At 67.7% G+C, this 24,087-nt stretch carries 20 protein-coding genes and 1 pseudogene; 13 read left to right on the top strand and 8 right to left on the bottom strand.

Translation table 11 applies throughout. The features are described from left to right. Both pheA and ACWDSI_RS06520 read left to right on the top strand, forming a co-directional pair. Positions 1-1,002, top strand: a complete 1,002-nt coding sequence (gene pheA, locus ACWDSI_RS06525; protein WP_449748453.1) for a prephenate dehydratase — start codon at positions 1-3, stop codon at positions 1,000-1,002. Then, a complete protein-coding gene (locus tag ACWDSI_RS06520; RefSeq protein WP_449756028.1) occupies positions 1,002-1,688 on the top strand; it encodes a histidine phosphatase family protein in 687 nt (228 codons plus the stop codon). The genes pheA and ACWDSI_RS06520 overlap by 1 nt, the downstream gene beginning before the upstream one ends. Before the next feature lie 518 nt (positions 1,689-2,206). Here ACWDSI_RS06520 and ACWDSI_RS06515 read toward each other — a convergent pair. Both ACWDSI_RS06515 and ACWDSI_RS06510 read right to left on the bottom strand, forming a co-directional pair. Beyond that, the gene (locus tag ACWDSI_RS06515) at positions 2,207-2,557 is read right to left on the bottom strand and encodes a metallopeptidase family protein (RefSeq protein WP_449748516.1); all 351 of its coding nucleotides are present in this window, start codon (positions 2,555-2,557) and stop codon (positions 2,207-2,209) included. Between the two features lie 16 nt (positions 2,558-2,573). After that, on the bottom strand, positions 2,574-3,689 hold the full coding sequence (locus ACWDSI_RS06510) for a septum formation family protein (protein ID WP_449748455.1): 1,116 nt from the start codon (positions 3,687-3,689) through the stop codon (positions 2,574-2,576). A gap of 118 nt (positions 3,690-3,807) precedes the next feature. Here ACWDSI_RS06510 and serS point away from each other — a divergent pair, with 118 nt between their 5' ends. The 3 genes and pseudogenes from serS to ACWDSI_RS06495 all read left to right on the top strand — a co-directional run bounded on the left by serS (position 3,808) and on the right by ACWDSI_RS06495 (position 6,654). Beyond that, complete coding sequence (serS, locus tag ACWDSI_RS06505; RefSeq protein ID WP_449748456.1) at positions 3,808-5,064, top strand: serine--tRNA ligase; 1,257 nt, start codon at positions 3,808-3,810, stop codon at positions 5,062-5,064. Between the two features lie 18 nt (positions 5,065-5,082). Beyond that, positions 5,083-6,066: an EamA/RhaT family transporter gene (locus tag ACWDSI_RS06500; RefSeq protein WP_449756027.1), complete on the top strand. Its 984-nt coding sequence runs from the start codon at positions 5,083-5,085 to the stop codon at positions 6,064-6,066. Next, positions 6,063-6,654 (top strand): annotated as a pseudogene (locus ACWDSI_RS06495) (hypothetical protein). Before ACWDSI_RS06500 ends, ACWDSI_RS06495 begins: the two are co-directional and overlap by 4 nt. 48 nt (positions 6,655-6,702) lie before the next feature. On the opposite strand, the gene ACWDSI_RS06490 reads toward ACWDSI_RS06495, so the two are convergent. Beyond that, positions 6,703-8,454 carry a glycerol-3-phosphate dehydrogenase/oxidase gene (locus tag ACWDSI_RS06490; RefSeq protein ID WP_449756026.1) on the bottom strand — a complete coding sequence of 584 codons (1,752 nt, stop codon included), beginning with the start codon at positions 8,452-8,454 and terminating at the stop codon, positions 6,703-6,705. A 133-nt stretch (positions 8,455-8,587) separates the two neighbouring features. Here ACWDSI_RS06490 and ACWDSI_RS06485 point away from each other — a divergent pair, with 133 nt between their 5' ends. Continuing rightward, entirely contained in the window at positions 8,588-9,595 is a 1,008-nt protein-coding gene (locus ACWDSI_RS06485; protein WP_449748460.1) for a sugar-binding transcriptional regulator, read from the top strand. Here ACWDSI_RS06485 and glpK (ACWDSI_RS06480) read toward each other — a convergent pair. Together glpK (ACWDSI_RS06480) and ACWDSI_RS06475 are read right to left on the bottom strand one after the other, a co-directional pair. Further along, positions 9,562-11,079: a glycerol kinase GlpK gene (glpK, locus tag ACWDSI_RS06480; protein WP_449748461.1), complete on the bottom strand. Its 1,518-nt coding sequence runs from the start codon at positions 11,077-11,079 to the stop codon at positions 9,562-9,564. The genes ACWDSI_RS06485 and glpK (ACWDSI_RS06480) overlap by 34 nt on opposite strands. 58 nt (positions 11,080-11,137) lie before the next feature. Beyond that, positions 11,138-12,007: an MIP/aquaporin family protein gene (locus tag ACWDSI_RS06475; protein WP_449756025.1), complete on the bottom strand. Its 870-nt coding sequence runs from the start codon at positions 12,005-12,007 to the stop codon at positions 11,138-11,140. Between the two features lie 233 nt (positions 12,008-12,240). Between ACWDSI_RS06475 and ACWDSI_RS06470 the strand changes: the two genes are divergently transcribed. The 4 genes from ACWDSI_RS06470 (at position 12,241) to ACWDSI_RS06455 (ending at position 18,292) form a co-directional block, all read left to right on the top strand. Next, the gene (locus ACWDSI_RS06470) at positions 12,241-13,002 is read left to right on the top strand and encodes an IclR family transcriptional regulator (RefSeq protein ID WP_449756024.1); all 762 of its coding nucleotides are present in this window, start codon (positions 12,241-12,243) and stop codon (positions 13,000-13,002) included. After that, a complete protein-coding gene (glpK, locus tag ACWDSI_RS06465) occupies positions 12,999-14,492 on the top strand; it encodes a glycerol kinase GlpK (protein WP_449748464.1) in 1,494 nt (497 codons plus the stop codon). The genes ACWDSI_RS06470 and glpK (ACWDSI_RS06465) overlap by 4 nt, the downstream gene beginning before the upstream one ends. A gap of 164 nt (positions 14,493-14,656) precedes the next feature. Beyond that, the gene (locus ACWDSI_RS06460) at positions 14,657-15,892 is read left to right on the top strand and encodes a lipase family protein (RefSeq protein WP_449756045.1); all 1,236 of its coding nucleotides are present in this window, start codon (positions 14,657-14,659) and stop codon (positions 15,890-15,892) included. Between the two features lie 99 nt (positions 15,893-15,991). Next, positions 15,992-18,292, top strand: a complete 2,301-nt coding sequence (locus tag ACWDSI_RS06455) for a hypothetical protein (RefSeq protein ID WP_449756023.1) — start codon at positions 15,992-15,994, stop codon at positions 18,290-18,292. A gap of 33 nt (positions 18,293-18,325) precedes the next feature. Here the strand turns inward: ACWDSI_RS06455 and ACWDSI_RS06450 are convergent, their stop codons facing one another. From ACWDSI_RS06450 to ACWDSI_RS06440, 3 genes are all read right to left on the bottom strand, one after another. Then, positions 18,326-19,576 (bottom strand): arginine deiminase, encoded by a 1,251-nt coding sequence (locus ACWDSI_RS06450; RefSeq protein ID WP_449756022.1) that lies wholly within the window; start codon positions 19,574-19,576, stop codon positions 18,326-18,328. Positions 19,577-19,712: 136 nt separating this feature from the next. After that, positions 19,713-21,311 carry a Rieske 2Fe-2S domain-containing protein gene (locus ACWDSI_RS06445; protein WP_449756021.1) on the bottom strand — a complete coding sequence of 533 codons (1,599 nt, stop codon included), beginning with the start codon at positions 21,309-21,311 and terminating at the stop codon, positions 19,713-19,715. Positions 21,312-21,395: 84 nt separating this feature from the next. Next, positions 21,396-21,533: a hypothetical protein gene (locus ACWDSI_RS06440; RefSeq protein ID WP_449756020.1), complete on the bottom strand. Its 138-nt coding sequence runs from the start codon at positions 21,531-21,533 to the stop codon at positions 21,396-21,398. Between the two features lie 50 nt (positions 21,534-21,583). Here ACWDSI_RS06440 and ACWDSI_RS06435 point away from each other — a divergent pair, with 50 nt between their 5' ends. From ACWDSI_RS06435 to ACWDSI_RS06425, 3 genes are read left to right on the top strand one after another with little or no spacing between them, the layout of a single operon-like run. Then, positions 21,584-22,351: a lysophospholipid acyltransferase family protein gene (locus tag ACWDSI_RS06435; RefSeq protein ID WP_449756019.1), complete on the top strand. Its 768-nt coding sequence runs from the start codon at positions 21,584-21,586 to the stop codon at positions 22,349-22,351. A gap of 37 nt (positions 22,352-22,388) precedes the next feature. Continuing rightward, a complete protein-coding gene (locus tag ACWDSI_RS06430) occupies positions 22,389-23,204 on the top strand; it encodes a lysophospholipid acyltransferase family protein (RefSeq protein WP_449756018.1) in 816 nt (271 codons plus the stop codon). Then, on the top strand, positions 23,201-24,070 hold the full coding sequence (locus ACWDSI_RS06425; protein WP_449748470.1) for an HAD hydrolase family protein: 870 nt from the start codon (positions 23,201-23,203) through the stop codon (positions 24,068-24,070). Before ACWDSI_RS06430 ends, ACWDSI_RS06425 begins: the two co-directional genes overlap by 4 nt. The last annotated feature ends 17 nt before the right edge of the window (positions 24,071-24,087 follow it).

Genomic DNA, 24,087 nt, shown 5'->3' with positions numbered 1-24,087 from the left:
GTGTCAGTCTTCGCGTACTTCGGCCCAGCCGGAACTTTTACCGAGATGGCGCTGGACACGATTCTCGACGTCGAAACGCGCGTTGCGGGGGTGCCGCGCATGACCGATGACGATGAGGTTCGTAAGGAGTCTGCGTCGAGCCCGGCGGCCGCCGTGGCGATGGTGCGGAGCGGTGCGGCCGACTTCGCGTGTGTGCCGATCGAGAGCTCACTGGAGGGCTCCGTTCCGGCCACGATGGATGCCCTGGTGCCGGTGCCGCCGGGCGTCTCCGCCGGGGTGTCGCGGGTGCAGGTGGTTGCCGAGACCGTGCTGGACATCTCGTTCGCGATCGCCGCCACCAGCGCGCTCGACGCGTCGTCGGTGCGCCGGGTTGCGGCCTACCCGGTGGCGGCGGCGCAGGTACGACAGTCGGTGGAAAAGCTCTATCCGGGTGCGGAATTCGTCACGTCGTCGTCCAATGCCGGTGCCGCGCAAGATGTTGCCGCCGGGCGTGCGGATGCCGCGGTGACCACCATGCTGGCGGCCCGGCTCTCGGGGCTCACCGTCCTGGCCGATGGCGTCTGCGACGCGGTGGATGCCTCCACCCGATTTCTGCTCGTCGGTCGACCCACCGAACCGGCACCGCGTACCGGTGCCGACCGCACCGCGGTGATCCTCGAACTGCCCAACGAGCCCGGCAGCCTGATGTCGGCGATGAATGAATTCGCTTCCCGCGGAATAGATCTCACCAGGATCGAATCACGGCCGCGACGCGATCCGGCAACGAGGACCACCAATGCCGGGCAGTACCGGTTCTTTCTCGACGCCGTCGGCCACATCAGCGACGACGCGGTGGCCGAGGCACTGGGGGCGCTGCACCGGCGGTCGGATGCGGTGGTGTTCCTCGGATCATGGCCGGCGCATAGAGCGAACGGGTCCAACCCGCCGAGCCATCGTGAGAGCGCGGCGTGGCTGTCGGCGATGCGTCGCGGCGAACCCTACGGCGAGGAGGTCGGGGACTGATGGCGAGGTTGCATCTGGTGCGGCACGGCGAGACGACGTCGAATGTGATGCGACGACTCGATACCGCACTGCCCGGGGCCGCGCTCACCGACTTCGGCATCCGGCAGGGGGTGCGCTACGGACTGGAGAATGCACCGAGCGCGGGTGCGGTGCTGATCAGTTCGAGGGCGCGACGCGCGCAGCAGACCGCGGAACTGATCGGTTCGGTGTGGGGTGTGCGGTCCGAGGTGGTCGAGGGCATCCATGAGGTGCAGGCCGGAGAACTCGAGGATCGCAGAGACGACGACGCGCACCGCGCGTACCGCGACCTGCTCGATCGCTGGTACGGCGGCGAGCCAGAGTTGAGCGTCCCCGGTGGAGAGTCGCTGGACATGGTCTACGACCGGTATCTGCCCGTCGTGGACGAGGTTGCGCGGCTCTATCTGACCGGCGCGTCCACCACCGATGTCTACGTGGTGAGTCACGGTGCGGCGATCCGGTTGGTCGCTGCGCGGCTCGCCGGAATCGACGGCACATTCGCGGCGGAGACTCATCTGCCCAACACCGGGTCGATCGAGCTCGAATACACCGACGACGGGAAATGGGTCTGTCACCGCTGGGGAGCCACCATCGCGCCATTCGGTCAGCGAGAACTCGACCAACTCGACCCCACCGGCGAGGCGTTCATCGTCAACCCGATGGGTTGAGCGCCTCCCGCAGGTTGAGCTCCCTCCGCTGGTTGAGCCCTTCCCCGCTGGTTGAGCCCCTTCCGCTGGTTGAGCCCCCTTCCGCTGGTTGAGCCCCCCTCCGCTGGTTGAGCTCTCTCCGCTGGTTGAGCTGCCTCCGCTGGTTGAGCCCGTTCCGCTGGTTGAGCTTGTCGAAACCACCCCGCGGGAACCCTCCGCTGGTTGAGCTCTCTCCGCTGGTTGAGCCCCCCTCCGCTGGTTGAGCCTGTCGAAACCACCCCCCGTGGGGCACGGTCGACGCAGATCTGGGCACGGTCGACGCGGATCTGGGCACGGTCGACGCGGATCTGGGCACGCTCGACTCGGATCTGGGCACGCTCGACTCGGTTGTGGGCACGCTCGACGCGGATCTGGGCACGCTCGACTCGGTTGTGGGCACGCTCGACGCGGATCTGGGCACGCTCGACTCGGTTGTGGGCACGCTCGACGGGGATCTGGGCACGCTCGACGGGGATCTGGGCACGCTCGACGGGGTGGGCCTATCCCCAGCCGTGGGCGTGCAGCCAGTCGTCGTCGATGCCGAAGTGATGGCCGATCTCGTGGATCACGGTCACCGCGACCTCGTGGACCACCTGCGCGTGGGTGTGGCACATCGCGAGGATCGGTTCGCGGTAGATGGTGATGGTGTCGGGCAGGAAGCCGCCGTAGTCGTGGTCGCGGCTGGTCAGCGCCACCCCGTGATACAGGCCGAGGATGTGGGGTGACTCCGGGTTGATCGGTTCCACCAGGATCACCACGTTGTCGATGGCGTTGGTCAGTTCGGAGGGGATGGTGTCGAGGGCGTCGGACACCAGCATCTCGAACTCGTCGTCGGACATCGCGACGGGCATGGACTGCGACTCCTTCTCAGCCGCCACCGGCGGGGGCGGGAACCTCTTCGGGATTGGGCTGTACGCCCGGTGGCAACGGGACCGGCGTCGGCAGCACCCGACCGGGCGGCGCCTGCGGCGGCGGCGCCGGGATCTTGCCGTTGATCAGCAGCGTCGAGCGTGCGTCGCCCACCAGGGTCGCGAAACCGCCACGGTCGGGCAGTCCGAGATAGCACACCACCTTGCGGCTGCCCGCCAGCCAGCTCGGTTCACTGATCACCGACCACTGCACGTTCAGGGTGGTGGCCTCCAGCTTGTTCTTGCCGCCCAGGAACCGTTCGGCCTGCACCGGGCAGATCGTGGCGAGGAACGAGTTCTGGTCGGCCTCCTTGGGCCACGGCTTGCCGGAGTTCTTGGCGCCGAAGCGTGCGGCGAGGTCGACGATGCCGGTGGTCTGGAAGGCGTGCGGCTCGGTGCAGGCCACCACGGTCGCGGGCACCGTGGGACGCCGGGTGGCCTGGTCGATACCGATACACGTGCCCGGCGGCCACGCGAACGACTGATCGTTGTCGGCCACCCGGCCGGAGACCTGCTCGGGCGTGCCGTCCTTGCCGGTCTGCTGCAGCCCGCAGCGCAACTCGCGGGCACCCTTGTCCCACTGCGCCTGCGACGGGTACATCATTCCCACCGAGTACCGGCCCTGCGGATCGAGCTTGCCGGCGACGTAATCGTCGACGATCACCGGGCACTGCTCGTCGCGGATCTCGGTGAAGCGCTGCGGTCCGGGCCATGGCGCCGATTCACCGAACTCCGAGCCGGGTAGCACCGACGTGTCGAGCGGTCCGGCCACCTCGAATCGGTGCGGCTGATCGCAGCCGACCTTCGTCGGCTGCCCGGGCTGCCCGGCGGGCCAGTCCAGGCAATCACCCGCCACCGAACGGGTGAACGCGTTCTGGGTGAGGCGCTCGTTGGCGCCGATGTCGGTGCCGCCGACGCTGCCGCTGTCCTGGAAGGCGCCCATCGCGAAGGCCACACCACCGGCGATCACGGCACCGATCACAATGGCGGCCAGCACGATGCGCATGGGGTTACGCGCCAGTGTGGTGCGCACACCGCCGCGTCGTTGCTCGTCGGGATGGTCGTTCATCGGCATCCATCATGCCTGCTGTGTCGGCGACGCAGTGACGCGTGTGCGATCAGGGCGGTCGTTTTCGGTAGTCCGGTGCCCACGCACGCAGGTCGTCGGACGCGCTCAAGTAGGGTTTGAAGGCGTGATCGACCTGAAAATCGTGCGTGACGATCCCGAACTCGTCCGTGAATCCCAGCGCGTGCGGGGGGAGGACCCGGGACTCGTCGACGTGCTGCTCGACGCGGATGCGACACGGCGGGCGGCCATCGTCGAAGCCGACACCCTGCGATCGGAGCAGAAGGCCCTCGGCAAACAGGTCGGCAAGGCATCCGGGGACGAGAAGGCCGCACTGCTGGCCAAGGGCAAGGAACTCGCCGACCAGGTCAAGGCGGCCGTCGCCCGGCAGAGCGAGGCCGACGAGGCGGCCACCACCGCGGGACGGGCGATCTCCAACGTCGTCGAGGGGGCTCCCCCCGGCGGCGAGGACGATTACGTGGTGCTCGAGCACGTCGGCGAGCCCCGCGTGATCGAGAACCCACGCGATCATCTCGAACTCGGCGAATCGCTCGGCCTGATCGACATGGAGCGCGGCGCCAAGGTGTCGGGATCGCGGTTCTACTTCCTCACCGGCCACGGCGCGATGCTGCAGCTGGGACTGCTCACGATGGCCGCGCAGAAGGCCACCGCCAACGGGTTCACGCTGATGATCCCGCCCGTGCTGGTGCGTCCTGAGGTGATGGGCGGTACGGGGTTCCTGGGCGCCCACGCCGACGAGGTGTATCACCTCGACAAGGACGACGACCTCTACCTGGTGGGCACCTCCGAGGTACCCCTGGCCGGCTACCACATGGACGAGATCCTCGACCTGTCGGCGGGACCCAAACGCTACGCCGGCTGGTCCACCTGTTTCCGGCGCGAGGCGGGCAGCTACGGCAAGGACACCCGCGGCATCATCCGCGTGCACCAGTTCGACAAGGTGGAGGGCTTCGTCTACTGCACACCCGCGGACGCCGCGGCCGAGCACCAGCGACTTCTCGCCTGGCAGAAGGAGATGCTGGCCGCGATCGACGTGCCCTACCGGGTGATCGACGTCGCCGGCGGCGACCTCGGTTCGTCGGCCGCCCGCAAATTCGACTGCGAGGCATGGGTGCCGACCCAGCAGACCTACCGGGAACTGACGTCCACCTCGAACTGCACCACCTTCCAGGCACGGCGCCTGTCGATCCGGTATCGCGACGACAGCGGCAAACCGCAGGTCGCCGCGACGCTGAACGGCACCCTGGCCACCACCCGCTGGCTGGTGGCGATCCTGGAAAACCATCAGCAACCCGACGGCTCGGTGACACTGCCGCCCGAACTCGCGCGGTTCGTCGGCACCGACGTCCTCAAGCCCGTGTAGCCGGACGGTGCTCGTCGCATGATGCTCGGAATTGTCATCGCGGTCATCGGCTCGCTCGCCTTCGCCGGGGCAGCTGTGCTGCAGTCGATGGGCGCCGACCGCACCACGCGAAAGCTGGCCCGTCAGGACCCCTCCGAATCCGGGTGCGAGGCACCGACACCCACCTCCCATCCGTCGCTGAAGTCGACGCTCCTGACGATGGCCACCACGCCTTTCCTGATCGGACTCGTGCTCGACGTGATCGGGTTCGGCGCCACCATCGTCTCGGCCCGGCTCATCCCGCTGTTCCTGTCGCAGTCGATCATCGCCGCCCGCCTGGTGGTGACCGCGTTGTTGGCCTGGGTGGTCCTCAAAGTGGCTCTGCGGCTGCGGGACTGGATCGCCGGCACCGTGGTGATCGCCGCGCTGGTGTTGCTGGCCGTGGGTGCCGGCGCGGAAGGACACGACAACCACACGTGGATGCACTGGACCGTGCTGGGCGCGGGCTTTGTGCTGTTCGCCCTCGGGATGGGGCTCACGCGGGTGGTACGCCGACATATCGCCGCCACCACCGGACTGGTGGCCGGTGTGTTGTTCGGCATCATGGCCATCGCATCGCGAATCCTCTACGGCGTCAGCCCGTTCGACCCGGCCGCGCTGCTCACCGACCCGGCCCTCTACGCGCTCGTGTTCACCGGCGTCAGCGGCTTCTACCTGTTCATCGTGGCGTTGCAGACCGGCTCGGTGAACGGCGCGGCGGCCGCGCTGGTGGTCGGCGAGACGGTGGTCCCCGGAGCCGTCGGCATCCTGCTCCTCGGTGACCAGATCGCGCCCGGATGGGATGTGGTCACCGGGCTGGCGTTCACCGCCGCGGTGATCGGCGGAGTGGTGGTGGCGTCGTCGGGTGCGGTGCAGGCGGTGGAAACGGCCGATGCCGCGCATATGCCCGACGTCCGCAGACACCCCGATTCGGTCCACCGAGGCACCACGCGCCCCGACTCTGCCGACCGGGCCGCGAGATGATCCTGGGGGTCATCGCGGCGGTCGGCGCCGCCCTGGCCTACGGCACCGCGTCGGTTCTGCAGGCTTACGGTGCCCGCAGCGTCGACCCGAACGCCGCTACCGACATCGCCCCGACGTTGCGGTCGACGATCGCGGCGATGCTCACCGTGACCTTCCTGGCCGGGATGGTGCTCGACGCACTGGGTTTCGTCGGGAGTCTGGTGTCCGCGCGGACGCTGCCGCTGTTCCTGTGCCAGCCCATCATCAGCTCGAATCTGGTGGTGACGGCGGTGCTGGCGACGCTGGTCTTGCACGCGAGGCTGAGCCGGCGGGACTGGACGGCGATCGGGGTGGTGGTGGCGTCGCTGGTGGCCCGGCGGCTTCTACCTGTTCACCGTCGCGCTGCAGACCGGAGCGGTCAGCGCGGCGTCGGCGTCGATCGTGGTCGGCGAGACGGTGGTGCCCGGCGCACTGGGCATCCTGCTGCTCGGCGACACCACACGACCCGGCTGGGGTCCGATCACCCTGATCGCCTTCGTCGCCGCGGTCACCGGGGCGGTGGTGGTGGCGATGTCGTCGGCGGTGGAGACGGCCGAGTCCGCGGCCTGAATACGGCCGCGGACCCGGTGGAAAACAGACTCGCTGGAACGGTATCGATCACACGCTCGCGGTGGGCTGCGACGGCGACGAGATGGGTGCCTCGGTCAGCGTCACGAGATGATCTGTACGCAATCCCGCCACGGCATCCTCGATCTCGGACGCGCGGCGCTGGGCGTCCCAGCCGAGGATCTCGGCCATCGCGTCGGCGAGTTCGGCCAGCACGGCGGCATTCACCGCGCCGAGGAACGCCAGATCTGTTCTGCGGAGCAGGATGTCGGAGATGTGGACGGCCTGTTCCACCTCGATCATGTAGCGCAGCTCCGCCGTCGACAGTTCGCTCGCGGGCAACGCGGAATCGGGGCCGGCGGCGACGCGCTCGATGACCTCGGCGGCGCGGGTGCCGTAGCGGGTGAGGAGCTGATCGGCACGATCTGCGGGCATCTGGCCTCGTCGGCTGTCGACCCACGCGCGCCGCTGGGCATCGGTGGTGGGGAAGTCGCGCCCCCCGCCGATCGGAAGTCCGACCGTCGACACCTGGCGTTGGGCCCCGAGAATCTCCAGAATGCGGTCGGAGAGTTGCTCACCCAGTGCGCGGAAGGTGGTCCACTTACCACCCACGAGACTGAGCACGGGAACCGAAACCCCTGGCAGCTCGGTCTGTTCCACGTTGTAGTCGCGGGACACGAAACCCGGGGTGGTGTCGTCGTGGCGCGGCAGCGGGCGGATACCGGAGAACGTGTACACGATCTGGTCGGTGGACACCTCGATCTCGGGGAACACATGCTTGATGAGCTCGAAGAAGTACTCGATCTCGTCGTCTGTGCAGCGGGAGGGCTCCGCCGGGTTGGCGTCGATGTCGGTGGTGCCCACCAGGACCCGGTCCTTGAGCGGATAGATCAACACGATGCGGCCGTCGGAGTGCTCGAAGAAGATCTCCCGGCCGCGGGTCGCGGCGACGAGTTCGGGGTTATCGAGCACGATGTGCGACCCCTTGGTGCCGCCCATGTAGCGGGTGTCACCACCCAGGGCGTCGTTGGTCAGGTCGGTCCACGGGCCGCTGGCGTTGACGATCACCTCGGCGGACACGGTGAACTGGGTGCCGCTGACACGGTCGGCCAGCACCACGTCACCGCCACGGACGCCCACCGCCTCGAGATAGTTGGCGGCGCGGGCGTGCGGTCCGGCCGCCAGGCCGTCCTTGAGAACGTCGAGCGCCAAGCGCTCCGGATCATGCACGGACGCATCGAAATAGGTTGCGGTGTAACGCAGATCGGAGTTCAGGCTGGGCATGTCTGCGCGGGCGCGCTCGCCGGTGCGGAACTTGTGACGGGGTACGCGACGTTTGCCCGCACCCGAGAACGCGTCGTACATCACCAGTCCGGCCTTGATCAGCACGGCGCCACGCTCGTTCGGCTTGCCGGTGCTGTGGGTGAGGAAACGCTTGGGCGCGTTGAGGATTCCACTGAAGGTGGAAAAGATCGGCACCGTGGTCTCGAGCGGCTTCACGTAGTGCGGCGCGGTGTGCAGCAATCCGTTTCGCTCGTGCACCGACTCGCGGACGAGGCGGAACTCGCCGTTTTCGAGATAGCGAATGCCGCCGTGGATCATGTGGCTCGACGCCGCAGAGGCGCCGCTGACCCAATCGTCGCGCTCCACGAGCACGACGTCGACACCCTGCAGGGCCAGATCGCGGAAGGTCGAGATCCCGTTGATTCCGCCACCGATGATCAGGACCTGCGCGGACGGGCGGTCGGTGAGTGCGGCCACGGAGGCTCGTGTCGGGAGATGAGAGCTGATGTCTGCGGTCATGATTCAATCCTCGCGTAGCGTGCACAAACATTCAATGCTTGTGCACATATGTGCAAAATTGATCGCGGCTGGTAGAACGTGAGAGGTGAAGGAACGGCGCGGTGAAAGAACGTTGCGGTGAAAGAACGGTGCAGTGAAAGAACGTAGAGCGCCCGACGACCCGCGTCGGGCAGCCCAGGCGGTGCGCGCGGCACACCTCTACTACATGCAGGACCTCGACATGGCCGCGATCGGCCGCGAGATGGGGATGTCGCGGTCGTCGGTGTCGCGGTTGCTGGCCTTCGCCCGCGACACCGGGCTCGTCGACATCCGGATCAACGCCGCGGGCGGGCGTACCGGGGAGATCGCCGACCAGTTCGAGAGTGCCTTCGGGGTGCGGGCCCAGGTGGTGCCGACCACCTCGCAGATGACCGACGCCGACCGTCTCGACCGGGTGGGTCATGCGGCGGCCCGTGTCCTCGGTGAACTGCTCGAGGCGAATACGGTGCTGGGGATCGCCTGGGGGTCCACCGTCAGTGAGGTGAGCCGCCACCTGGTACCGCGCGAACTGTGGAACATGGAGGTGGTGCAGCTCAACGGGGCGGGAAATCCCACGACCACGGGTATCGACTACGCGAGCGAGATCCTGCGCAGATTCGCCACCGCGTACGGGGCGCGGGTGGAGCAGTTCCCGGTACCCACCTTCTTCGACGATCCCGCCACCAAGGTGGCCCTGTGGCGTGAGCGTTCGACCCGACGGGTCCTCGACACCCAACGCAGGATGAACGTCGCGCTGTTCGGGCTGGGTTCCCCCGACGCGGACGTGCCCAGTCACGTCTACATCGGGGGATACCTCGAGACCGCCGATTTCGATTCCCTGCGCGCCGAAGGGGTGGTGGGCGACGTCGCCACCGTCTTCTATCGTCACGACGGCAGCGATGCGGGCATCGAGCTGAACAAGCGGTCGTCGGGTCCCGGACTCAACACGCTGCGCGAGGTGCCCCGCCGGGTGTGCGTCGTCTCGGGGGAGTCGAAGGCCGCCGCCACCGAGGGGGCGTTCGCGGCGGAGCTGATCACCGACATCGTGCTCGACGAGACGCTGGCCCGGTTACTGCTGCACCGCGCCGGTCAGTCGACGTCCACCCAATCGAGCGTGCGCTGAACCGCCTTGTGCCACTGGGCATATGCAGTGTTCCGTTGCTCCTCGTCCCATTCGGGCTTCCACCGCTGGTCCTCGTCCCAGTTCTCTCGCAGCTCGTCGGTGTTCTTCCAGAATCCGACGGCCAGTCCGGCGGCGTACGCCGCCCCGAGTGCGGTGGTCTCGGCCACCACCGGCCTGCTCACCTCGACGCCGAGTACGTCGGCCTGGATCTGCATGCACAGCTGGTTGGCCGTCACGCCTCCGTCGACCTTGAGCACGTCGAGTGACACGCCGGAGTCCTTGGTCATCGCCTCGGTCACGTCGCGGGTCTGAAAGCAGATGGCCTCCAGCGTCGCCCGGGCCAGGTGCGCGTTGGTGTTGTAGCGCGAGAGCCCCACGATCGCCCCGCGTGCGTCCGAACGCCAGTACGGCGCGAACAGGCCGGAGAAGGCCGGCACGAAGTAGACCCCGCCGTTGTCCTCGACCTGGCGGGCCAGCGCCTCCGATTGTGATGCGCCACTGATGATCCCGAGCTGATCACGCAACCACTGCACGGCCGAGCCGGTGACCGCGATCGAGCCTTCGAGGGCGTAGACCGCGTCGTCGTCGCCCAGCTTGTACGCCACCGTGGTCAGCAGCCCCGACTTGGACCGCACGATCTCGGTGCCGGTGTTGAGCAACATGAAATTGCCGGTGCCGTAAGTGTTCTTGGCCTCGCCCGGGGAAAAGCAGACCTGTCCGACGGTGGCTGCCTGCTGATCGCCGAGGACGCCGGTGAGCCGTACCTCGCCCTCGAGCGGCCCGGTGGGATCGGTTACCCCGAAGCCGCCCGGACTCGATGACGGCAGGATATCGGGCAGCATCGCGCGCGGGATCTCGAAGATCGACAGCAGTTCGTCGTCCCAGTCGAGTGTCTCCAGGTTCATCAGCATCGTGCGGCTGGCGTTGGTGACATCGGTGACGTGCTCTCCGCCGCGGTATCCACCCGTGAGGTGCCAGGTGAGCCAGGTGTCGGTGGTGCCGAAGATCGCATCACCACGTTCGGCCGCCTCCCGGACACCGGGCACGTTCTGCAGAATCCACTTGATCTTGCCGCCGGCGAAATAGGTGGCCGGCGGCAGCCCGGCCTTGTGCCGGATCGTGTCACCGTGACCGTCGCGTTCGAGCGCCTTGGCGATCTTGTCGGTGCGCGTATCCTGCCACACGATGGCGTTGTAGTAGGGGCGCCCGGTCTTGCGGTCCCACACCACCGTGGTTTCGCGCTGATTCGTGATACCCAGCGCGGCAAGGTCTTTGGCGCTGAGACCGGCCTTGTTCATCGCGGTCTGGATCACCGACGAGGTGCGTTCCCAGATCTCCACGGGATTGTGCTCCACCCAGCCCGCGCGGGGCATGATCTGCTCGTGTTCGAGCTGGTGGCGTGCCACCTCCCGCCCGGAATGGTCGAAGATCATGAATCGGGTGCTGGTGGTTCCCTGGTCGACGGAACCGACGAATTCTGCCATGGGTTCTTCTCGTATCTCTCGTGATCGATCGTTGGATGGATGTGGGTGACGGCTGGGGTCAGCGGTCGTGACGGTGACCCGCGGTCACCCTGGGGCGGTCGGTGTCCCGGGCGGTGGGCTCGTCGACGCCGATCTCCTGACTCACGTTCTCCTCGACCGGCGGCAGGAAGCGTTCGATGCCGACCACGAAGAGCGCGCCCCCGATGAGTCCGCCGACGATCGGGGCGACGATCGGCAGCCAGAAGTAGAGTTCGGGCCCATTGGCCGAGTACATCGCATCACCGTAGCCGGTGACGAACGACGCGAGGCGCGGTCCGAGATCTCGGGCGGGATTGATGGCGTATCCGGCGTTGGTGCCCCACGCCATGCCGATTGCGACCACCAGGAAGCCGATGAGCAGCGGACCCATGTTGGCCAGCGGAGGATTGTTGATCGCGCTGGTCAGGGCGAAGATCACGGCCACCAGGATCGCCGTGCCGATCACCTGGTCGAAGAACGCGGTGGTCATCGAGACGCCGGGACCCGGGGACGTGGAGAAGATTCCCTGCGTCGCCTTGGTGTGGTCGGGATCGACCGCGTTGATCTGGTCGGCGTAGGCGAACCGGACGATCAGCGCGCCGAGGAATGCGCCGACGAGTTGGGCGCCGATGTAGGGCGCCACCTTGCGCCACTCGAATCCCTTGAATGCCGCGAGTGCGATGGTGACCGCGGGGTTGAGGTGGGCGCCGCTGAGGCGGCCGGCGACGTAGACGCCGAGCGTGACACCGAATCCCCATGCGAACGCGATGGAGTTGTGATCGCCCCCGCCAACGGATTTCGGGAATCCGCCGCACACCACCTGTGCCACCACGCCGCAGCCGAAGAGGATCAGGATCATCGTGCCGATGCATTCGGCGGACAGCTCACCTGCCAGCGGAACTCGTTTCATGATTTCACTCCTTTGTGCCGGGCCGATCGACGTGCGATCGGGATCAAGCCGGTGTGGGTGAAACTAGGCCGGAGTGTGACGCAGATCAATATCGGGCGTTCGACAATGTCGAACAGGCCCCCGGCGTTACGTTCGGGGAATGGTGTAGGCGGTCGTAGAGTCTGCCGGTACGGGCCGTCCACCCGGAGCGTCCGGTGCCGACCACGACGGCCGGAGCGTTAGGAGGTGACGGCATGCCTGGACCCATCCAGTCGATCCAGCGGGCCGCGGCGGTCCTCGATCTGCTCGAACGCACCCCGCGACCGCTGGAACTGCGCGAGATCGCCGACGAGCTCGAACTGCCCAAGGCCACCGCGCACGGAATTCTGCAGACGCTGGTCGATCTCGCCTACGTCGAGCACGACGAGGGCGGGGCATACACCCTGGGCGCGCGACAGCAGGGCGCCGGGGCGAGCGAACTCGACGGCAACGTGCTCCGGTCGGCGGCGATGGGGTGGTGCGACACCCTCGCCGCCATGGTCGGTGCGCAGGTGTGGCTCGGCGTGCTGCGCCTCGACGTGGCCGAGGTGGTGCACCACGTGTTCCGTCCCGACGATTCGCCGCAGCGGATGCGGGTGGGCGAGCACCTTCCGCTGCACGCCACGGCGGGCGGGAAGATTCTGTTGGCCAATTCCAGCAACCGGGAGCGGTTGTTGCGCAACATGATTCTCGAACGGTTCACGGCCGCCACGATCACCTCACGGTCGGTGCTGGGCGCGGAGATCGGCGCGGCCCGTCGCTCGGGGCTGGCGACCGAATCCGGCGAGTACGACCCGGACGTCGCGGCGCTCGCGGTTCCGGTGCACGGAAGGCGTCCGGGCGCGTTCGGTGCACTCGTGGTGGTCGGCCCGCGCGCCACCCTGTACCGCGTCGGCACCGAACCCCACGCCCGGATCGTCGAACAGATGCGGGAGACCGCGACGTCGATCGACCGGGAACTCGGTGCGGTGCGATGACCGACAACCGTGTGGTCGCCGCCGTCGACGTGGGCACCACGTCGTGTCGTTGCATGCTCTTCGATCGTCACGGGCGGATGGTGTCCATCGCGCAGGTGGAGCAGAAGCAGTCGTTCCCCCGGCCGGGCTGGGTGGAGCAGAATGCGCACGAACTCTGGGTCAACGTGCAGCGCGTGGTGCCCAAGGCGCTGTCGCTGGCCGGCCGTACGCCCGCCGACGTGGTGGCGCTGGGGGTGGCCAATCAACGTGAGACGACGGTGGTGTGGGACCGCCGCACCGGTCGCCCGTTGGCGCCGGCGATCACCTGGCAGGACACCCGCACCGGTCCGATCGTCGATCAGCTCGGCGCCCACGCAAGAGAGATCCGCGACGTCACCGGGGTGAACCCCGCATCGTATTTCGCCGCACCCCGGCTGCGCTGGCTCCTCGACAACATCGGCGGGCTCGAGGCTCGCGCCCAACACGGCGACGCACTGTTCGGCACGCTGGAATGCTGGCTGATCTGGCAACTCACCGGCGGACCCAAGGGCGGTATCCACGTCACCGACGTCACCAACGCGAGTCGCACGATGCTGCTCGACCTGCGCCGCCGCGAATGGAGCAGCAAGATGCTCCGCCTTCTCGACATTCCCGAGGACATGATCCCCCGGGTGGTCGGCAGCAGCGAGGTGTACGCGACCTGCACCACGGTGCTGCCCGGGGTCCCGATCGGCGGGGCGTTCGGCGACCAGCAGTCCGCGCTGTTCGGCCAGACCTGCTTCGAGCCGGGCGACGTGAAATGCACGTACGGGACAGGCGCATTCGCGCTGATGAACGTCGGCACAACGGCCGTGGAGTCCTCACGGGGACTGATTCCCACCGTCGCCTACAGTCTTCCCGGCGAAGACCCGGTGTACGCGCTCGAGGGGCCTATCGCGGTGACCGGCTCGTTGGTGCAGTGGTGCCGCGACCAGCTCGGACTCATCGACTCCGCCCCGGAGATAGAGACTCTCGCCCGCACGGTCACCGACAACGGTGGGTGTTACGTGGTGCCCGCCTTCTCGGGACTCTTCGCTCCGCACTGGAATTCCGAGGCGCGGGGCATCGTCGTCGGCCTGACGTCATACGTGACCAAAGGTCACCTCGCGCGCGCGGTGCTCGAGGCCACGGCCTGGCAGACGTGGGACGTGGTGGAGGCGATGCGTGCGGAATCGGGCGTCCGGCTGCAGCGACTCGCGGTCGACGGCGGGATGACCGCGAACAACCTGCTGATGCAACACATCGCCGACGTGCTCGACGTGCCGGTGGTGCGGCCGTTCGTGTCCGAGACGGTGTCGCTCGGTGCCGCATATGCGGCGGGCCTGGCGGTCGGTTACTGGGAGGGACTCGACGACCTCCGGCGCAACCGGCACGTCGCCGCATCCTGGACCCCGACGATGGATGCCCAGCGCCGGCGGCGGGAGGCGGCCGGCTGGCAGGCGGCGGTGCGCCGCGCAGTGGTCGACGTGTGACCCGCCCCGGTCGCCGATGACCGGTGGGAGCATCGGCGGTTCGGGGGCATCGGCGGTTCGGGGCATCGACCCTCGCGGGTGGCGGTACTGTCTTCGGCGTGATCGAGTTCTCGCGTGTGACGCGCCCCGCGAAGTTGCCCACGAAGCTGCGCGGCGTGAGAGTCGTGCTGACCCTCACGCTGATCCTCGCGTCCCTCGGATTCGCCGCGGCCCCGGCCGCGGCGGCCCCCGCACAACCTGGGGCGCAGGCACCCGTTGCGGCACCCCTGCTACCGCCCGCACGCGACCCCTTCTACACGCCGAAGGTGCCGATCGCCGGACTGCGGCCGGGCACCGTCATCGACTCACGCGTGGTGCAACTCGGCAGCAACGGCACCGCTCTGCCGGCCACTGCCAGCCAGTTGCTCTACCGCACCACCGACGAGCAGGGCAATCCGTCGGCGACGGTGACCACGGTGATCTCGCCGCCGGGCGCACGGCCCGGCACCACGCGACGCATCATCTCCTATCACGAGTTCTATGACGCATTGGGCAGCCAGTGCGATCCGTCGTACACCCTGCGCGGCGGCCCTTCTGAATCCGGGAACGTCGATCTCGCGAGCATCGCGACCATGGTCGCCGCGGGTTACACCGTGGCCGTCCCGGACTACGAGGGGCCCAATCTGCGGTGGACCATCGGGCGTGAGTCGGCGTACGCGGCACTCGACGGCATCCGCGCTGTCCAGCGGCATCTGCGTGCCCCGTCGTCGTCGCCGGTCGCGCTGTACGGGTATTCCGGCGGGTCGATCCCCACCGGTTTCGGCGCCGAGGTGGCCCCGAAGTACGCGCCGGAGCTCAATATCATCGGCGCGGCGGCCGGTGGGGTGCTGGTCGATCCGCGCCACAACCTCGCCTACGTCAACGGCACCGAGAAGTGGTCGGCGGTGATCCCGGCGCTGATGGCGGTGTACGACGAGACCTACGACATCGGACTCGCCAAGTACTTGTCGCCCAAGGGAACTGCGGTGATCGATCAAGTGCGCGGAGAGTGCATCCTCGACTTCATCGGAAAATACCCGGGTCTCACGGATGCGTCCCTGCTCAAGCCGCAGTATCCCTCGCTCCTCGACGTTCCGGGCATCTCGGCGGCCATGGCCCAGAACGTGATGGGTTCGGTGGGAACACCACGCGCCCCGATGATGCTCGGCGTCGGTGATGTCGACGGACGCGGCGACGGCGTGATGCTGGTGGCCGACGTGGCGGGGTTGGCCCGAACATATTGTGCACGTGGACTTCCCACGCAGCTGCGCGTCTATCCGAAACAGAATCACACCGACGCGTTCCTGCCGTGGGCAGCCGACGCGGTGGCCTACCTCAACGACCGGTTCGCCGGACGACCGGCGGGAGGCTGCGGGGCCTGACGGCTGGGCGCTTACGAGGCCTGACGGCCGGGGCGACTCGGTCGGCACCGGATCCACCCATCTGGGAGGATGGTCTGGCAGCGCTCACGCGGAGGTCTGGTGGATCGAGGTCGGAAAGTCGAGTTGCCCGCGCCTGCGGGCAGCTCGACCGATGATGCGCCGTCCGGTGGCGACCCGGTAGCGGACGTAACGGACCCACCCGGCTATTCCCAGGGACTCACCCGGGTGCTGCACGCCGCGTCACTCCTGGTGTCCGGGGCGCTGCCCGCCGCCGAGTTCCTCGCTTTCGTCGCCGACCCGACTTTCGGCTATCGGGCACTGGTGGTCGCCGTCTTCGCCGTCCATTGCGCGTGCTGGACGGCCACCGTTCTTGCCCGGGTGCCGCTGTCGGTGCGGACGCAGACGGCACTGCGGTGGCGGCCGTTGCCGGTGTGGGCGCCGGTGGTGAGCTGGGGTGTGTTCGCCGTCTGCCTTGCGCTGTCGGCGGCCGGTTCGGACCTGTCGGCCCCGCGGGTGGTGCTCAATGCGAGCATCGGAGTGGGCATCGCCGCTGCGATGGTGACGCCCGGGCGCCGGTCGGTGCTGATCGCCGCGGTGTTGTCGAGCCTCGCCGCCGTGTTGGTTCTGCTCGGGCTCTCGTTGTCGTCGGCCCCGGTGTGGCCGGGGCCGCTCATGGTTCCCGGCGGGGTGTACTACGCGCTGATCGTCCCGGTGTACACGGTGTGTTCCACCCTGGCGGTCGCGGTGACCGTCGGGGGGCTCGGTGACGTGGCCGACGCCGCCGATCGCCGGCTGCGCTCCTGGGGATGGAGTCGGCGCGCGGCAGCTCACAGTGCCGCCGCGGCGGCGGCGTTCGACCGCCGCTCGCGGGTATTGCACGACACGGTGATCAACACCCTGGCTGCTGTCGGGATGGGTGCGGTACTCAGCGACGCCGACCTCATCCGGGCGCGGTGTCGCGCCGACATCGAGGCCATCGACGACCTCACCCGCGTCCGCGCACGCCCCTCGGCGACGGTCGGGGAGGTCGTGGACTACGCACGGTCCCTCGACATCGAGTTCGCGATCACCGATGCGGCGGGACTTCAACGCATGCTCGCGCGGCAACCGGACTGGCGGCGCGGGGAGATCCTCGGACTGATCCTGGAGACGGTCACCAACGCGGCCAAGCATTCCGGCGCCGACCGGGTGACCCTCGAGGTCGATCAGGCCGCCGGCCGCATCGTCATCGGTGACACCGGCGACGGCACCGTGCGCACGGATGATCTGCGCAACGCCCTCGCCCAGCGCGCCGCCGATGCGATGGTCGACGTCGCCGTGGAATCGGCCCCGCGGCGGGGAACCACGGTGACCCTGACCGTTCCGCCGCTCGAGATGGTCGACGACCGCGGTGTGATGACCCGGGCCCTCGCCGAGATGGCGACCTACATGGCGGCCGTGCTGTACGCCGAATTCGTCGCCGTCGCGCTGATCGCCACCACCGCCCGCGGCGGCTGGACGGTCCGCTCGGCGATCCCTGCGCTCACGGTGCTGGTAATTGTCGCGGCAATTCTGTTGGTGCTCACCGCTGTCGGTCGTCGGGCGCCGACCCTGCCGGCATCGGTCGTCGCCGGGGTCCACGTCGCGATGGGGGTTGCGGCAGCGGTGGTCTTGGTGGCGACGCTGCGCGCACCGCCCGTCGACGCCGGTATCGCCGGTCCCGCTTCGAATCTCGATTGGGCGGGGGATTGCACGGTGGTGATAGTGATCGTCCTGGTCCTCGTGGACGGCCGGTCACGGGTGATCGCGCCGGCGTTGTTGCTCGCGGTGTTCACCGCCGCACCGGCCGGACTGATCGGTGCCCGCACCCCGGGACCGACGTTGTCGGTGTTGTTCACCGACGCCCTGCTGATTCTCGTGGCCGTTCTGGTGCGCCGTGGAATCACCCGCATGGCCGTCGACATCGAGCGCGCCCATCACGGGGAACTTCTCGCCCGCGAGGAACAGACCCGCCGACGGCTGGCGCGACGTGAGCAGACCGAACTCGACGCCGAGATGCTGGCGCCCTCGCGCGCACTGCTGACCGAGATCGCCGCCGACCCGACGCTGGTCACCGATCCGTCGGTGCGCGCAGCGGCGCGGGTGGAGGAGTCGTGCCTACGCACCGCGATCGTGCTCGGCGACCACCTCGACGAGGAGTGGATACGCGTGATCGCCGCCGCGCGTCAGGCCGGCGTACGCCTCGATCTGCACGTGCTCGGTCACCCCACCGACCGTGAGACGCAACGGTCGGCGAAGACGGCGGTGGTCGACGTGGTCGGCCACTGCGCACCGGCCGAACGGGTGACCGTCAGCGTGCGGGACGACGGAATCGACGTGGTGGCCGATTCGCTACCCGAGGGCATCCTCGAACTGAGGTGACACGACCGAGGCGACGCGACGGCCGGACCCGCCTCAAGCGGGCAGCGGATCGCGGATGATCGGGCAGGTCATGCAGTGGCCGCCGCCGCGGCCACGACCGAGTTCGGCACCCACGATGGTGATCACCTCGACCCCTTCCTTGCGCAGCAGCGCATTGGTGTAGGTGTTGCGGTCGTAGGCGAACACCACACCCGGCTCCACCGCGACGAGGTTGTTGCCGCTGTCCCACTGCTGCCGTTCCGACGCGTAGGCGGTGCCGCCGGCCTCCACCACGCGCAGCTTCTGCAGGCCCAATGCCTTCTCCACCACCTTGAGGAAGTGGTCGGTCTCGGCGATCACTTCGACACCGGGTTCGGAGTCGCTGGGCAGCAGGGTGAACGGGCGGACCGCGTCGATGATCGCCGGATACACCGACACCAGATCGCGGTCGGCGAAGGTGAACACGGTGTCGAGGTGCATGGCCGAACGGAGCTTCGGCATGCCGGCCACCACCACCTTCTCGGCCGCCCCGCTGGCGAAGAGGTCGCGGGCCACCTGTGTGATGGCCTGACGCGAGGTGCGCTCGCTCATCCCGATCAGCACCACACCGTTACCCGGGACGAGTACGTCGCCACCCTCGATGGTGGCTGTGCCCCAATCCTTCTCGGGATCTCCCCACCAGACGGTGGAGCCCACGAAGTCGGGATGGAACTCGTAGATCGCCTTCATGAGCAGTGTCTCGTCGTGTCGCGCCGGCCAGAACAGCGGGTTCAGCGTCACCCCGCCGTACACCCAGCAGGTGGTGTCACGGGTGTAGAGGGTGTTGGGCAGGGGCGGCATCAGGTACTCACCACGCCCGGTGGCCTCGTCGACGAGCGAAATGTACCCGGTCGGGCGCACCTCGGCCGGCAGGTCGGTGGTGGACAGACCGCCGATGAGGAACTTGGCGAGGTCGCGCGGGGCGAGTTCGTCGAGGAACTCGCGGGTCGCGCCGACGAGTCCGATGCCGGTCTCATTGGCGATGATCTTGCGGTCGAGCAGCCAGCTGCGGGCCTCGGGATTCTCGATGGTCTCGGTGAGCACGTTGTGCAGTTCCACCACGTCGACGCCGCGATCACGCATCTTGGTGATGAAGTCGAAGTGATCGCGCTTGGCATTCTGCACCCAGAGCACGTCGTCGAAGAGCAGGTCGTCGGCGTTGGTGGGGGTCAGCCGCTCGTGGGCCAGTCCGGGTGCGCACACCAGAACCTTGTGGAGTCGCCCGACCTCGGAGTGAACCCCGTAACTCGCTGATGGTGTTGTCATGTCGTGTCCTTTTGCTCGGGGGTGTGCCAGAGATACCGGGGTGTCGCGCGATCAGTCCGGGTGCGTTTGCGTGATCATCACCGGGGCCGACGAGACCTCCATTCGGAGGTCATCTCTGCCGCGGGTGGGTGCGGGGTCAGTCGTCGAGACGCGAGGCCCGCAGTTCGTGTCCCTTGGACGTCAGGCAGCGGCCGGTGGGCAGGTCCCATTGCCAGCCGTGCAGGTTGCAGGTGAGCTTCTCGCCCTCGATGACGCCGAACTTCGAGAGGTCGGCCTTCAGGTGCGGGCAGCGACGCTGAATCTCCCAGCCGTCCTTGGTGATCGACGAGGAGTCGTCGTGCGCTTCGGCGAACCAGCCGTCGGCGTAGGCGATCCGTTCGTCGGTCAGGCATTTGAAGAACGTGTAGAGGTATTCGTTGTAACCGCCGATGCGCCACGTGGTGAATCGGGTGGACAGGAAGATGGTGTTCACCCAGTCCGGTTCGTCGTCGCGCAGCACCGTCCGCACGAGCTCGGGGGCGATGCGGAAACCGTAGCGATACTTGCCTTCTCCCTCTTTGGGCTCACGCACGATCCGGTTGGGAAAGTCGAGGACCACGGTTTCGTCGCCCATCACCAGGCCCACCGGGTAGCCGATGCCGTCGCAGATCAGGTCGGACTGCACCATGATCGGCTCGAAGAGTTCCTTGAGTTGCGGGAGCAACGGGTCACCGTCGGCGGGTGCCCAGGTGGCCTTCTCCGCGGCGATGACCGGGGCGAACTTCTCCTTCATCCGCTCCAGATAGGCCTGCTTGTTCTCGCCGAACACGTCATGCGGCGGGTAGGGATGACTGACTTCGTCGAGTCTCGACCCGGTGAACTCGGCGACCGAACCCGACACCATCATCAGCCCGCGGTGGTGTTCGCCGTCATCGGTGCCGTGGACGCGCATCTGCTCCAGGAACGTCTCCTGGTCGGGGAAGATGGACGTCACGTCGCTCGGCCGCGCATTCTCGGGGAGATCGAGGCCGGAACCGAGGTCGTTGACCGCGAACAGGTCGTCGTCGAGGAACATCGGCGGGCCGGCCGACGGGATCACCCAGGTGGCGTCGACCTGCTCGATGTACGACCGCGCACGGTCCATGCCACGTTGCCGTTTCTGGGTGGCGAAGTTGGCCTTGGAGCGCCGCGGGATGTCGTAGACCATCGGGTACCAGATGGCCCCCGAGTACTGCAGCATGTGCACGTCGACGTGGCCGAACTGTTCGCCGATCACGTCGAGGTCGATCGGCCGGGCGTCGTTCATGTTGAAGATCGTGGTCTCGCCGTCGGACACCACCAGGCCCGAGTCGCCGATCGGGCCGTCGGCGGGTGCGCGCAGCGCGATGATCATGACGTCGAGCGGGCCCTTGGGACCCTCGACGGTGGTCTTGACCGAATCGGTGGTCTCCACGAACTTGGTGAAGCCGAGCTTCTCGAGTTTCCGCTTGAGGTCGGGCACCGGATAGTCGGGCAGCAGGACGGTGGCGTCCTTGCTGACGTTGTCGCGCAGGTTCTTGGCGTCGAAGTGGTCGAGGTGCAGGTGCGACACGTAGAGGTAGTCGCACTGCCCGAGGGCCTTCCAGTCCAGTTCGGAGTTGTCGGGGAACGGTATCCACGACGCGAAGTAGGCGGGGTTGGTCCACGGATCGCAGAGGATCGATCCCGCCTTGGTCTGCAGGTGGAAACCGGCATGTCCGATGCTCGTGATCTGCAACGTGGGGACCTTTCGTGGGGCGTGCGCGGGCTGGCGCGGGTGGTGCACTCGACTTACCAATCTATCGAGCGCCGCCGGTGGGCGTCATGGGCCTTCGGTACCGGGCGACCGGTCGAGCGTGCCCGCATCCGCGTTGAGCGTGCCCGCATCCGCGTTGAGCGTGCCCGCATCCGCGTTGAGCGTGCCCGCATCCGCGTTGAGCGTGCCCGCAACGGCACTCACCGCCGAATACGCGAATGGCGCAAGTGGACGCGCGGCTAAGCTCGTCAGCTATGGAACCCGTCTACGCCTCCGTGATCACCACCGCCCGACTGTTGTGGCTGGCCGAGGGCTTGAAGTTCGAGATCTCGGGGGTGGAGAACGTCCCGAAGACGGGTCCGGGGGTGATCGCGATCAACCACACCGGGTACCTCGACTTCACCTACGCCGGGATTCCGGCCTTCTTGCAAGGCCATCGCTACGTGCGGTTCATGGCCAAGAAAGAGGTCTTCGACAACAAGATCTCGGGTCCCATCATGCGGGCGCTCAAGCACATCCCGGTGGATCGGGCCGCGGGTGCCGAGAGCTACCGCGCCGCCGTCGAGTATCTCCAACGCGGTGAACTGGTGGGGGTCTACCCGGAGGCGACGATCAGCCGGAGTTTCGAGATCAAGGACTTCAAGTCCGGGGCCGCGCGGATGGCCCTGGAGTCGGGTGCGCCGATCATCCCGACGGTGATCTGGGGGGCTCAGCGGGTATGGACCAAGGGCTATCCCAAGCGGCTGGGCCGACACCACTACAAGATCATGATCGGTGTCGCCGAGCCGATCGAACCGGTCGGTGACCCCGACACCCTCACCGCGCAACTACACAAGGTGATGAGCGAGAAACTACTCGAGTTGCAGGACGCCTACGGCGAACATCCGCAGGGCGAGTTCTGGGTGCCGGCACGGCTCGGTGGGTCGGCGCCCACCCTCGAGGAGGCCAACCAGCTCGACGCCGAGGAGAAGGCTGCGCGTGACGCCGCCCGGCGCGCGGGTTCTGGAGACGAGCAACAGTAGAACCGGAGCCTCGCCGACCGGCCGATAAGCTGTGGACATGAGCACAGCGGCCAGATCGTCGGGTACTCGCCGGCAGCGCGAGCCCGTGTTCCGGACCCTCGAGATCATCGCGCACTCGCTCAGCTGGGCGCAGGGTCTCGACCTGCACATCAGTGGCGTCGAGAATGTCCCGCGCCGCGACGGCGGGGTGCTGCTGATCAATCACACCGGGTACGTCGACTTTCTGCCCGCCGCGATCGGTGTCTACCGCGCCGGTCGCCGCGTGCGTTTCATGATCAAGTCCGAGGTGATGGACGTGGCCATCATGCGGTTTCTGGTGACTCGCACGAAGACGGTGCCGGTGGACCGGTCACGCGGTGAGGACGCCTATCGCGCCGCAGTGGACTCCCTGAAAGCAGGGGAAATTGTGGCGGTCTACCCCGAGGCCACCATCAGCCGCAGCTTCGAGCTCAAGGAGTTCAAGACCGGTGCTGCGCGCATGGCGGCGGAGTCGGGCGTCCCGGTGGTTCCGACGATCGTCTGGGGATCACAACGGCAGTGGACCAAGGGCGGCACGCGGAACATGGGCCGCAGCAAGCTGCCCGTGCACGTGCGGTTCGGTACACCGATCACCGTGCCGGCCGACGCGAATGCCGGCACGGTCACCGCACAACTTCGAGAAACCATGCGCGAGTTGCTGTATGAGGTGCAAGACGATTACGGCCCGCACCCGGCCGGCGAGTTCTGGGTGCCCAACCGCCTCGGCGGTTCGGCACCGACCCCCGCGGAGGCGGCGGTCATCGAGAAGGAAGAAGCCGAGCGCAGGGCCGCCGCCCGCGAGCGTAAGGCCACCGGGGGGAAGGCATCACGATGACCGACGCCAGCGTGGCCGGCGCACCAGCCGTCGCGTTCGACGGCCCGCCGACACTCATCGCCAGCGACGTCGACGGCACGCTCATCGACGACCGCAACATCGTCTCGGGCTACACCCTCGACGTGCTGTCGGCGGCATGCGTATCCGGGGCCGAATTCGTGCTCGCCACCGGCCGTCCGCCACGATGGATCGCCGAGGTCACCGACCAGTTCGTCGACACTGGCGTGAGCGTGCGATTTGCGGTGTGCGCCAACGGTGCCATCGTCTACGACGTCGAACGCGACGAGGTGCTGCACTCGGCCCTGCTCACCCCCGACGAGTTGTGGGGGATGCGCTCGGCGATCGCACGATGCCTGCCGACGGCGGGTATCGCCGCCGAGCGCGTCGGTGTCTCCGCCCACGACGCGGCCACGCCGCCGTTCGTCGCCACCGCCGGTTATCGGCACGCCTGGCTCAACCCCGACCACGTGGAGGTCGGCGACGACGAGGTGTACTCCGAGCCTGCGGTGAAACTCCTTGTGCGCGAACCGGATATGACGAGCAGCGAAATGGCTGCCCGGCTGCGGCCCGAATTGGGTGAGGTTGCCCAGATCACCTACTCCACCGACAACGGACTCGTGGAACTCTCGGTTCCCCACACGCACAAGGCATCCGGGCTCGACACGCTGATCGAGATCGCGGGACTCGGGGCCGAGCGCACCATCGCCTTCGGCGACATGCCCAACGACATCGAGATGCTCTCGTGGGCGCACCACGGAGTGGCGATGGGACACGCGCATTCAGCGGCGCTCGCGGCAGCCGACGAGGTGACCGTCGGCAACAACGAGGACGGTGTGGCCAGGGTGCTGGCCCGCTGGTTCGGCTGAGCTGTCGCGAACAGACA

The sequence above is a fragment of the Gordonia sp. NPDC003429 genome (assembly GCF_053588575.1).
The sequence above is the reverse complement of the archived record's forward strand: the minus strand, read 5'-3'. Positions and strand labels throughout refer to the sequence as shown.

Excerpts from the sequence above, each read along its gene's own strand:
- ACWDSI_RS06500 (WP_449756027.1), top strand. The coding sequence starts at position 5,083 with ATGATGCTCGGAATTGTCATCGCGGTCATCGGCTCGCTCGCCTTCGCC.
- ACWDSI_RS06425 (WP_449748470.1), top strand. The coding sequence starts at position 23,201 with ATGACCGACGCCAGCGTGGCCGGCGCACCAGCCGTCGCGTTCGACGGC.
- ACWDSI_RS06510 (WP_449748455.1), bottom strand. The coding sequence starts at position 3,689 with ATGCCGATGAACGACCATCCCGACGAGCAACGACGCGGCGGTGTGCGC.
- glpK (WP_449748461.1), bottom strand. The coding sequence starts at position 11,079 with ATGGCAGAATTCGTCGGTTCCGTCGACCAGGGAACCACCAGCACCCGA.
- ACWDSI_RS06515 (WP_449748516.1), bottom strand. The coding sequence starts at position 2,557 with ATGCCCGTCGCGATGTCCGACGACGAGTTCGAGATGCTGGTGTCCGAC.
- ACWDSI_RS06520 (WP_449756028.1), top strand. The coding sequence starts at position 1,002 with ATGGCGAGGTTGCATCTGGTGCGGCACGGCGAGACGACGTCGAATGTG.
- ACWDSI_RS06470 (WP_449756024.1), top strand. The coding sequence starts at position 12,241 with ATGCCTGGACCCATCCAGTCGATCCAGCGGGCCGCGGCGGTCCTCGAT.
- glpK (WP_449748464.1), top strand. The coding sequence starts at position 12,999 with ATGACCGACAACCGTGTGGTCGCCGCCGTCGACGTGGGCACCACGTCG.
- ACWDSI_RS06430 (WP_449756018.1), top strand. The coding sequence starts at position 22,389 with ATGAGCACAGCGGCCAGATCGTCGGGTACTCGCCGGCAGCGCGAGCCC.
- ACWDSI_RS06450 (WP_449756022.1), bottom strand. The coding sequence starts at position 19,576 with ATGACAACACCATCAGCGAGTTACGGGGTTCACTCCGAGGTCGGGCGA.
- ACWDSI_RS06490 (WP_449756026.1), bottom strand. The coding sequence starts at position 8,454 with ATGACCGCAGACATCAGCTCTCATCTCCCGACACGAGCCTCCGTGGCC.
- ACWDSI_RS06475 (WP_449756025.1), bottom strand. The coding sequence starts at position 12,007 with ATGAAACGAGTTCCGCTGGCAGGTGAGCTGTCCGCCGAATGCATCGGC.
- ACWDSI_RS06435 (WP_449756019.1), top strand. The coding sequence starts at position 21,584 with ATGGAACCCGTCTACGCCTCCGTGATCACCACCGCCCGACTGTTGTGG.